The sequence below is a fragment of the Rhodococcus sp. AC861 genome (assembly GCF_979256035.1).
Map to the genome: position 1 here is coordinate 1 of NZ_CEEDMW010000044.1, position 268 is coordinate 268.

Here is a 268-nt window from a genome sequence, read left to right on the forward strand (position 1 = left end):
TCCGGACTCGGTTCGGCGCTCATCGGCGGCTCCGGTGTCACCGGGTCGGGGGTCGGCCCCTCTCCTGTCTCCGCCGGGGCGTCGACTGGGGCTTCGGGTGTGTCGGTATCGGGTGCGGGGTCCAGCGTTTCGGTCGCGGGCGCGTCGGAACCGGGTGCTTCAGTAACGGGCGCATCGGGGTCGAGGAGGCGGCTGTCGAGGGCCCCGTCACCGGTCAGTGCCACCCGGATCCCCTGTCCCTGCCACTCGGCCTCCAGATGTCCGAGTT

At 71.6% G+C, this 268-nt stretch carries 1 pseudogene; it reads right to left on the reverse strand.

From position 1 onward, the window contains the following. Nucleotides 1-224, reverse strand: a pseudogene (locus AC0IX4_RS23070) (hypothetical protein); the annotation flags it as partial. Between the last annotated feature and the right edge of the window lie 44 nt (nt 225-268).